A 9,945-nucleotide genomic window follows, 5' to 3' on the forward strand; every position below is an offset into this window, starting at 1 on the left:
TCGCTTAAATGGGAATTATTTAGATTGGCTTGATTACTCATACCTTTCCCTATTTGGTCTCCTAAAGATTTAATGCTCTGACTAATACCATCTGTGGAGTTATTCAAGGCATTTGCTAAAGTTTTGAGTTGAATTTGTACTTCATCTAAATTATCTGCTTTGGATACTACTCTTCTTTGTAAACTATCCAGAGTTCCCACCGCTAATTGAAAACCTTGTGATGCTTCTTGTAATTGTCGAATCATCTCAGCTAAAGATTTTTGATTACTTTGATGAGATTCTAATAGTCTTAATGAAGTTTGATTATTACTGGTAATTTGTTCTCCAAATTTTGCTAATCTCTTACTATATCCCTGTAGTTCAATTACTACTATTTCTATTGCTTGAACAGCAGTAGCTAGAGTCGAAGTTGATTGAGAAAAATTACTTTGAATATTGGCTAATTCTGCTGTTGAATTAGCTAACTTTTGCGGAAATTGACTATGTTCAAATATCTGTGCTACTTCTAGAAACTTATCAGAAGCTATCTGAAAATCTTTAGAACTTTTCGCCACTGTAGCAGCAGCTTCTCCTAATCGTACAAAAGTCTGTTCTGCTAATTTACTGGTAGTAGTATTAGCATTATGAATTTCTTGAATTTTATCTTGCAGAGCTGACTCTACTCCTACTCTGACTGTTTGACCAAATCTGGTTAAAAATCCTTCAAAAGAATAAGCAACAGCTTTTACTACTTTATCAAGCTGAGTTTGACCTTCTATTGTTTGTAAGTAAATATTATCTAAATAGTCTTCTAGTAAACTAATTAATCTAGTTTTAGCAAGACTAGTATTAAAAATAAAATTAACTGCTGTAACTACTGCACTAAATAATATTGCTACTAAGCTGCTAGTAAAGGCAATTCCCATGCCTTGTAATGGTACTTGTAATTCCCTGAGCAAACTACTAACATCAGTAGCATTAGTATCACTAACTGTTTGACTTAAAGAAGTCAAGTTAATGGTAATCCCGATAAAAGTACCTAATAATCCAAAAGATACAAGTAGATTAGGTAAAATTCGGCAGAAATATTCTATTTGTTCATAAGATATTAATCCAAATAATCTTTGTCTACTATAAACTTGGTCTATTAATGCTCCTGTATTAACTTGCTCTAGTTTACTACTCGCATCTGTAAATCTGTCCTCTAAATATTCGATAAATCTTGGCTTATTTACTGACTGCTGATTAATTAGTCTTCTAACTTTATTGCCTTGATTTACTAAGTCAAAATGAAGTACAATTCTTAATAATATAGCAACCACAGATGGTACAATTACTAAAACAATTACTAGAGGGATTAAATAAGATGGTATTGGTGGCATAGTAACATCTCTGATGTTTCAATAGTTAATTAATTGAGAATTATAATAATTCTGCTTATCTCTCAATATTAGTCAGTTCTAAAGAAAGCTAGTGTAAGAGCAATATAGTATTCAATAATTACTAATAGATAAGTAGAGCAGGCAAAAAAAAAGACGTTGCATTTTTAACCAAAAAACTCCTAAAAGCAATTAATATAAACTTTTGAGCTAATTTACAATTTGATACATAGCGCCCAAAAATTACCATGTTCTACTGAATGAATAATTGGTAAAAGTATTACTTGCAATTGCTCAAATTAAGACAACCATTTTGACAAATCTCGGTCTATTAGTTCTTGTAATTTTATGATATCAGGTTTATACATTTCCAATATGACTTTTCTCGTTTCTGAAGGTAGAGGAGGGCGAGATAAATTTCGACTTATTAGATTCGTCCACAATGTTCTTCTTTTTTCACGGTTAGGAAATAAAGTTCTCATAATTGGACGTAAAGCTTTTCTAAGGAAATTATCTTTATAAATAAAATTATAAATAGTCTTATTTTTTGGGATTCCTGAAGGAGCATCTTTGGCTCCAACAACAGGTACAAAGCTACTGTCTACATTTAAGAATGTAAATATATCCTTGACAACCTTTAGAGGATCTGAGGTAAAATCTTCAAATAAGAAAAGTTTAATATTTTGACGGTCAAATATATCAAAATATTTTTTTAGGTAATAGTAGTACAACCCTTTTTCAAAATACTGCTCGGGAGATCCTTGCTTTTGGTCAGCTTCTATTACTTTTAACAAAGATTTTTCACCTTCGTGTTTATTGTTTCTTTGATTAAATAAATAATGAGAATAGACACGAGACACAGGATCGCGTAATAAAGCAATTAATTTAACATCTGGTAATCTTGATTTAATTCTAATAGGAGCTTGTTCATTAGCTATGTAAGATACAGAAGCTTCTCCAATAGCTTTCTCTTGTGCTTTTTTAAACCAATACTTGTACCAATCTATAGTATAAACTGTAGTCTTTCCTTTTTTATTAGTTATAATGCTACCTTCATCATACAAGAAAAAATTAGGTTCTTTCCTTTTGCTAATAAAAATATCTGGATGCTGAACAAGATAGTTACAAAGCGAAGTAGAGCCTGATTTAGTAGAGCCAAAAATAATAAAGTTAGGTAATTTAGATTGAGACATAATAACTAATTTCTTATAAATAATAATTACATACTAACATATAGCGTTTCTCAAGTTACTGAGGTACAGTTGTTTTTCTATTCCCTACTCCCTACTTCCTACTCCCTAAAACACACGAATTTTGTACCTCACGCTTCTTGGGAATTGCTATAGCTCTTTTTGTTATTGTTGAAAATAGAGTTTATTAGTAAAAAGTAAGACTTTTGTTTGATCTTCTAGAGTAACTTTAATACCAGATATTAGAACAATAATTACTAAAAAATTGAGAGAGGGGACAGTCATTAGTCCCTGGTATTTAAGCAATGACTAATCTCCCTCACCATTACCTGCAATTTGATTGGCTTCCCAAGGCCCGAATTTAGATTGATAATAGGCCAATATTTGGTCTACTTTTTGGCGGACAGTATCTTCCGCATCTTCTGCATACTCCAAGCACAGACTTCCTATTTGGCTTTTTTCATAGTCAAATGGTTCTGACGCAGGATGAAAAAATAAGTCCACTTCTACTTTGCCGACTTGACGCAAATGAGCTGCTACTTCTCGATATACTGCTAGTGGTAGCCCTTGACAGCTAATTTGATAACGTTGTTGTTTTTGTTTCGCAGTCTGCATCTTGATATTTACCTTCCCAATAGATCGCCCTCTAAGCTATGATTTACCAATTGTTCCGTTGTATCTGGTAAATTACAACAGTTGATACTATCCAAACATACTTTGCCCCACTGCAAAGCCCAACGAACCAGTTCTACTCGATTATGGGTTGAAGTTTTACTCAGAATATTACTGATATGATTATCTACCGTTCGCTTGCTAATTTCTAGCTTCTCGGCGATTTTTTCATTAGTCAACCCATCTGCCACTAGCTCCACAACTTGAAGTTCCCTTTCTGAAAGGGATATTTTGGTTTGAGACTCGCAACCAGTCATAACTTTTGCCTATATATATATATGTATATCTGCCTAATTATAATTTTAGAGACATCTTGACAAAATTCACCTTAATGACAATCTATAAGTGGGAAAAGTACGAAAAAACTGAGGGAGGATAAAATTAGTTAATTATGTTTTAAAAAAAAATAAAAAATTATTGATTTTAAATATACCTTAGATTTTAATCACCATTAAAATATTCCTAATTTCCCTACCTAACCTATATATAACTTGAGATACTCTAATCAATATGACCAATCTTCATGTTCTCTGTCTCGGTGAAATTTTATTTGATTGTCTAGCCGATCAACCGGGAATACCTCTAAATCAAGTTCAGTCTTGGACAATCTACCCTGGTGGTGCCCTTGCCAATGTTGCTTGTGGTTTAGTCAAACTAGGGACACCTACCGCTTTAATTAGTGCAGTAGGTCCAGATACAGAAGGCAAAACACTGGTAAAACTTTTGCAAGAAGTGGGAGTAGACACTACTGGTATCCAGCAAAATCCTGATGCACCAACACGGAAAGTCTATGTATTACACTCTACAACAGGGGAGCGTGAATTTGTTGGTTTTGGCGATCGCCAGACAACAGAATTTGCTGATACCCATTTACAAGCTGGACTTTTGCCAGAATCTTTATTTTTGCATAGTGAGTTTTTAATCTTAGGAACCCTAGGACTAGCTTATCCTGAAACTAGACAAGCAATTGACCAAGCTCTTGAATTGGCTGACCAATACCATCTCAAAATCATGGTAGATGTCAACTGGCGTCCTTCATTTTGGCCGAATCCAGATGAAGCTAAGGAGCTTATATATTCTTTACTAAAAAGAGTGGATTTTGTCAAACTCTCTATAGAAGAAGCTGAGTGGCTATTTGAATCTACCGAACCTGCTGCAATTACTTACCAATTAGATTCAGTAGAAGGCACATTAATAACTGCTGGAGATCGAGGTTGTGCTTACTACTTGTCAGAAAATGAAGGAAAAGTACCAGCTTTTTCAATAGATGTGGTGGATACTACTGGTGCTGGCGATAGCTTTGTCGCAGGTTTTGTGCATCAGTTGCGCCAATATGGTATTCGTCAACTACAGCAACCAGAGGTAGCAAAAAAAATTGTTACTTATGCTAGTGCCGTGGGTGCTTTAAGTGCTACTAAGAAAGGAGCAATGTCTGCTCAACCTACTTTAGATGAAGTTGAGGCATTTTTCAGTAGCTATTTGGGTAACTAAGATAGATCATATAACGAAGGCACTTATGCTGAGGGCAGAGGGCAGAAGAAACAATTGGATGGGGTTTTATACCCTTGCTCCATTCGGTCATAGGCAGCAGGAGCAGGAGTCAGAATTCCCTTCTGCCTTCTGTCTTCTGCCTTCTGCCTTTCCTGATAAAGACGACTTCAGTAGACTAACCACAAATCTAATCAAAACGCAAATTTTGTATTTAAATGGTGAGTCCAGCCCACTTTTTTCAAGTAAACGTTATTTTAGTCACAATACGTCGGGATGCTCCGCCAGTTCCGACCTCTATTGTTCGGCATTAAACAGGCAAAGAGATTTGAAAAGCTAGTGTGCCGAACGTAAAAAGCTTAAATAACCGGGCGAGGCCAACTTTACACTTTTTGTAGAAGGGACGCAACAATGTCCAATTCAACCAATTATGTATTCGTACTTGACGCCAAGAAAAAACCCCTAGCACCATGCAAACCAGCCATGGCGAGGTCATTGTTAAAATCTCGCAAAGCCAAGGTTTTCAAGCACTACCCGTTCACAATAATTCTGAATAAATTGGTGGCTGTTGATTTTCAAGGCTTGCAATTAAAAATTGACCCTGGTTCTAAACAAACAGGCTTTGCAATAGTTACCCAAAGTGAAGAAGTTATCTTTGCAATGGTTTTAATCCATCGTGGCCAGCAAATCAAAAATGCTTTGGAGCGACGGCTAACTCTTCGTCGAGGTCGCCGTCATCGGAAAACTCGCTACCGTAAGTGCAGATTTTTCAACCGCCAACGAAAAAAAGGATGGCTGCCACCAAGTTTAAGGCATCGGGTTTTGACTGTAGAAACTTGGGTGAATAGACTTTGTAAACTAAGTCCAGTAAGTAGTTTAGCTATGGAATTGGTCAAGTTTGACACCCAGAAAATACAGAACCCAGAAATTTCAGGAGTTGAATATCAAAAAGGGGAACTATTTGGTTATGATGTCCGGGAATATCTATTAGAGAAATGGGGTCGATCATGTGCTTATTGTGGAGCAACAGATACGCCGTTAGAAGTTGAACATATAGTTCCACGGTCAAAAGGTGGTAGTAATAGGGTATCTAATTTAGCTATAGCTTGTCATCAATGCAACCAAAATAAGGGTGCTATGGATATTCGGGAATTTCTCGAAAATAAACCCTCTATACTAGCTCGTGTTCTAAAGGTTGCCAAAACCCCATTAAAAGATGCTGCTGCCGTGAACTCAACTCGCACTCAAATCTTTGAAACTTTAACAGCAACAGGTCTGCCTATGATTACTGGTAGTGGTGCTGGTACTAAATATAACCGTCGTCGGTTGAATTTAGCAAAAGAACACTGGATAGATGCTGCCTGTATTGGTGAAGTTGAAAAGTTAACAATGCTGACTTCTCAACCCCTGGTCGTCACAGCAATGGGACATGGTTGCCGACAAATGGTACAGATGGACAAATATGGTTTTCCTAGGATTGGTTACAAAGCAAAAAAACCTGTACCAGGTTGGAAAACAGGGGACATTATCAATGTCATCAAAGGCCAAAATGCTGGATTAAAAGGAGTCAGGATTAAAACGGTGAGAAGCAAAGGCAATTTTGATATCCGACAGGGGGATAAAATCTTGTCTGTATCTCGAAACCATATCCAACCTGTCCATAGACGAGATGGATACAATTACTCATTTTGAGTACATTTTTTCTAAGAGGTTATTGGCCTTTCTGAAGCTCGTTGTCAACTCAATTATCACAGTTTAAAAATCATGGGACTTTTCGATCAAATTGTTGGTGCTATTAATAACCCTAATCAAGAAGCTAGTACAAGTCAATTGAGTAGTATTCTTGGTACAGTACAGCAACTAAGTGGCAATCTCGGAGGAAATTCTGGTGCAACTCAAGTTGCTATGTCAATTTTGGGTGGTCATGTACGTTCAGCTTTACAGCAGAAGCGAGAAGAGTCTGGTAATGGAGCAGTTCAAGCAATTATTAATCAGTTTGCAGGTACAAACCCTAACCCCCAAGCTGTGGCATCTCTATTTTCAGCTAATCAAATAACTGAAATTGTTCAGAGTATATCTGAAAAAACAGGTTTTGACCTCTCACAAATCCAGAATTTATTGCCTACTTTAGTGCCACTAATTCTGAATTTATTGAAAACTGGCAATGATACTCAAAATCCTAATCAGGCATCTAATAATGTTTTAAATAGCTTTTTGGATGCTGATGGAGATGGGGATGTTGATATTTCAGATATGATGGGAATGGCAAGTCGTTTTTTGAAGTAAAGGAAAAGTTTTAGGTTTTAGGTGATTTGAAGAAGGCAGCTATGCTGAAGGCAGCTATGCTGAAGGCCAAATTGCATGGGGATAAAAACCCCAAATAATTTTAAGCACTCCTGTTGATTGTGAGGTATTAAACCCGTGAAAGAAAAGATAATATTACTACTTTGACTAGACTATTCAAGGGACCTACGACCTAACACCTCATTCTGTGCAGTCTTACATAAAATTGGTATTAGAAATTAAAGGTTAGGGATAAATGAGTTGCAAAAAGACTTTAAAGCTTTTTCCATCAGGGAGAAGAAAAGTAAATATTTGAAGGGAGAATTATTACGCAAATCTTCAAACAATTTTGCTCTCTAAATGTAAGTATTCAGCTATTAGCAGTCAGCTATCAGCAATAAAAATGAATGAAGCAAGTACTCGTTTAATTTCTACTATATTTTCAACTCTATGGAGGGAAATGTAGATGTGGCTGGCACTTACTGCTAAGGTTAAGTCATGGACAATTCTATTACTGATACTTTTAATTCTATAAAGCTGATAACTGTTAACGTTTGCGTAGCATGACCTAGGAAAGTTCCGACCATAGGAGGCTAGCTGACCGCTGTTTGCGCAGCATTCCGCAGGAAATGCTTACCTCTAAATACCTTTTTTTAGATGGTTTTCTATATATTTGAATTCCATATTCTCTATCTCCTGCCCTTCTCCCAGTTGATTACCTATAATAAAGAAAATTTGTATCCGCTCAATAAATGGGGGCGGACTACCAGTTTAGGAACGATTTTACGCCATTTGAGGCTTGCCATTTACCTATTTACCCCGGATTATTGAGCGGTTACGAAAATTTCTACAAACTATTCCTAATAGAATTGATAATATATTCGGGAGATTTTACAGCATCTATATCTATTATTATTGCTTCTTCTGGCTCTTCCAAATCGTCAAATTGACTTCTTAACATTTCGACTTTCATAAAATGATTTTCTCGTTCCTTTAGTCTTTGAGTTAACAAATCAAAAGACCCTTTCAAGTAGACAAGTTTAATATTTTGTGAGTCTTTTATCAGTAGATAACGATAAGCTTTTTTGAGAACAGAGCAGGCTAATATAATATTTTTATTATTCTCTAACCATTGCTCAATTGCATCTCTTATTTCTACTAACCAAGGAATTCGATCTGCATCATTTAAAGGATTACCACTACTCATTTTTTCAATATTAGCTTGGGAGTGAAAATAATCAGCATCATAAAAGTCATAATCTAGAGATTTTGCTAATAATTTTCCAATAGTAGATTTACCAGAACCAGAAACTCCCATTATGATAATAATCATTGTATTTATTCTCAAAAGTTCTTAAATATTAAAATGGCAATAGAAATAGAACGCAAATTTTTAGTTAAAGGTAACGGGTGGCGTAATCAAGCTGTTGGGCAAGTTTATCGTCAAGGTTATATGTCTACAGAAGATGGCATAACATTAAGGGCAAGAATTGTGGGGGACCAAGGCTATTTAACTATTAAAGGACCTTCTGTTGGTAATTCACGGTCAGAATATGAGTATTCTATTCCAGTTGAAGATGCTCAAGAGATGTTAAATACTTTGTGTAGTTCGCCCTTAATTGAAAAGGTTAGATATAAGGTTTTTCATGGTAATTTTATTTGGGAAGTTGATGAGTTTGCTGGAGATAATCAAGGTTTAATTGTGGCTGAAGTTGAACTTGATCGTGAAAATCAAGAAGTTGAATTACCAGACTGGATCGGAGAAGAAGTATCTCACGATAAGAGATATACTAATTCTAATTTATCGAAAAATCCTTGGAAAAATTGGTCTTCAATAATTAATAATTAGGGTTTGCGTATGGAAAGTCTTTTAGTATAGGTAGGAGACAGGAGACAACCTACCCCTAACCCCTTCCAGGAGGGGAAGACAGGAGACAGGAGAAATGGGAATTTACAGGAGGTAGGAGCGGGCGTTTTGTCCCTCAATTTTTCTGTGCCTGATTTGCCTAAAATGCTAACTTTTTGAACGTTTTAGACTAAAATAAGCGCACCCCTTGGGAATCTCAGAAGGATAAAATCTTTATCTGTTAATGCTTTGATAGTTAATCAGCAAACTCTAATTATGATGATTTATGACGCGAGCAAGATGCTCTAATTGTCAAACATCAACTTGGCAGTTGCTATATATTATTTTCTTTAGGTAGAGACCAGGGCAAACGCATCTTATTTTGAAGTTCTTATATCATGTCCGGTAGCATCGGTATTGTATAGAGCAAGGTAAGGAAGACCGAAGTTGGAAGAAGGAAGAAGCTTTAAGAGAAGGAAAAACCATTAATGGCGCTAGATATTTCCCCAACTTTATACACGCTCCGATACCAACGGACATGATATTACAGGGTAAAGATGTCAGACTTTTGAATATTTATACTTATTACTCCTCTAAAGCTTAACGGCAGAAGTTTCCAGAATTTAGATGCGTTTGCCCTGAGGTAGAGACTACTAAGTTGGTATTTTTTTCAACTATAGCCCCTGGGTTATTAGATTTTAGATAGATTTTCTGTGTAGCGATCGCTCTGATGTAGATGGTAGATTGATGATTCTTCAACTATAGCCCCTGGGTTATTAGATTGTAGATAAGTTTTTTGTGGGGTTCGCTCTAGTATGAATGGTAGATTGATGATTTTTCAACTATAGCCCCTGGGTTATTAGATTTTAGATAGATTTTCTGTGTAGCGATCGCTCTGATGTAGATGGTAGATTGATGATTTTTCAACTATAGCCCCTGGGTTATTAGATTGTAGATAAGTTTTTTGTGGGGTTCGCTCTAGTATGAATGGTAGATTGATGATTTTTCAACTATAGCCCCTGGGTTATTAGATTGTAGATAAGTTTTTTGTGGGGTTCGCTCTAGTATGAATGGTAGATTGATGATTTTTCAACTATAGCCCCTGGGA

The 9,945-nt window shown here is 35.9% G+C and carries 9 protein-coding genes; 4 read left to right on the forward strand and 5 right to left on the reverse strand.

Annotated features, from left to right (window positions below; genetic code table 11):
• The 4 genes from F6K15_RS36170 to F6K15_RS36185 form a co-directional block, all read right to left on the reverse strand.
• On the reverse strand, positions 1–1,361 hold a 1,361-nt coding region (locus tag F6K15_RS36170; protein WP_293070693.1), incomplete at its 3' end, for a hypothetical protein.
• Between the two features lie 296 nt (positions 1,362–1,657).
• Entirely contained in the window at positions 1,658–2,551 is an 894-nt protein-coding gene (locus tag F6K15_RS36175) for a sulfotransferase domain-containing protein (RefSeq protein ID WP_293070712.1), read from the reverse strand.
• Positions 2,552–2,857: 306 nt separating this feature from the next.
• Positions 2,858–3,163: a hypothetical protein gene (locus F6K15_RS36180; protein ID WP_124143782.1), complete on the reverse strand. Its 306-nt coding sequence runs from the start codon at positions 3,161–3,163 to the stop codon at positions 2,858–2,860.
• Positions 3,164–3,171: 8 nt separating this feature from the next.
• Positions 3,172–3,477: a response regulator transcription factor gene (locus tag F6K15_RS36185; protein ID WP_124143783.1), complete on the reverse strand. Its 306-nt coding sequence runs from the start codon at positions 3,475–3,477 to the stop codon at positions 3,172–3,174.
• Positions 3,478–3,730: 253 nt separating this feature from the next.
• Between F6K15_RS36185 and F6K15_RS36190 the strand changes: the two genes are divergently transcribed.
• The 3 genes from F6K15_RS36190 (at position 3,731) to F6K15_RS36200 (ending at position 6,994) form a co-directional block, all read left to right on the forward strand.
• The gene (locus tag F6K15_RS36190; protein ID WP_293070719.1) at positions 3,731–4,711 is read left to right on the forward strand and encodes a carbohydrate kinase; all 981 of its coding nucleotides are present in this window, start codon (positions 3,731–3,733) and stop codon (positions 4,709–4,711) included.
• A 408-nt stretch (positions 4,712–5,119) separates the two neighbouring features.
• A complete protein-coding gene (gene iscB, locus F6K15_RS36195) occupies positions 5,120–6,400 on the forward strand; it encodes an RNA-guided endonuclease IscB (RefSeq protein ID WP_293070721.1) in 1,281 nt (426 codons plus the stop codon).
• Positions 6,401–6,472: 72 nt separating this feature from the next.
• Positions 6,473–6,994, forward strand: coding sequence for a YidB family protein (locus tag F6K15_RS36200; RefSeq protein WP_293070723.1), 522 nt, complete (start codon positions 6,473–6,475; stop codon positions 6,992–6,994).
• Positions 6,995–7,838: 844 nt separating this feature from the next.
• On the opposite strand, the gene F6K15_RS36205 is transcribed toward F6K15_RS36200, so the two are convergent.
• Positions 7,839–8,324, reverse strand: coding sequence for a gluconokinase (locus F6K15_RS36205; protein WP_293070725.1), 486 nt, complete (start codon positions 8,322–8,324; stop codon positions 7,839–7,841).
• 33 nt (positions 8,325–8,357) lie between these two features.
• Here F6K15_RS36205 and F6K15_RS36210 point away from each other — a divergent pair, with 33 nt between their 5' ends.
• Positions 8,358–8,840 carry a CYTH domain-containing protein gene (locus F6K15_RS36210; RefSeq protein ID WP_293070727.1) on the forward strand — a complete coding sequence of 161 codons (483 nt, stop codon included), beginning with the start codon at positions 8,358–8,360 and terminating at the stop codon, positions 8,838–8,840.
• Positions 8,841–9,945 lie beyond the last annotated feature (1,105 nt).

Origin of the sequence: Okeania sp. SIO2B3 (assembly GCF_010672525.1) — a bacterium.
GTDB lineage: Bacteria > Cyanobacteriota > Cyanobacteriia > Cyanobacteriales > Microcoleaceae > Okeania.

Excerpts from the sequence above, each read along its gene's own strand:
- F6K15_RS36200 (WP_293070723.1), top strand. The coding sequence starts at position 6,473 with ATGGGACTTTTCGATCAAATTGTTGGTGCTATTAATAACCCTAATCAA.
- F6K15_RS36175 (WP_293070712.1), bottom strand. The coding sequence starts at position 2,551 with ATGTCTCAATCTAAATTACCTAACTTTATTATTTTTGGCTCTACTAAA.
- F6K15_RS36180 (WP_124143782.1), bottom strand. The coding sequence starts at position 3,163 with ATGCAGACTGCGAAACAAAAACAACAACGTTATCAAATTAGCTGTCAA.
- F6K15_RS36210 (WP_293070727.1), top strand. The coding sequence starts at position 8,358 with ATGGCAATAGAAATAGAACGCAAATTTTTAGTTAAAGGTAACGGGTGG.
- iscB (WP_293070721.1), top strand. The coding sequence starts at position 5,120 with ATGTCCAATTCAACCAATTATGTATTCGTACTTGACGCCAAGAAAAAA.
- F6K15_RS36190 (WP_293070719.1), top strand. The coding sequence starts at position 3,731 with ATGACCAATCTTCATGTTCTCTGTCTCGGTGAAATTTTATTTGATTGT.
- F6K15_RS36185 (WP_124143783.1), bottom strand. The coding sequence starts at position 3,477 with ATGACTGGTTGCGAGTCTCAAACCAAAATATCCCTTTCAGAAAGGGAA.
- F6K15_RS36205 (WP_293070725.1), bottom strand. The coding sequence starts at position 8,324 with ATGATTATTATCATAATGGGAGTTTCTGGTTCTGGTAAATCTACTATT.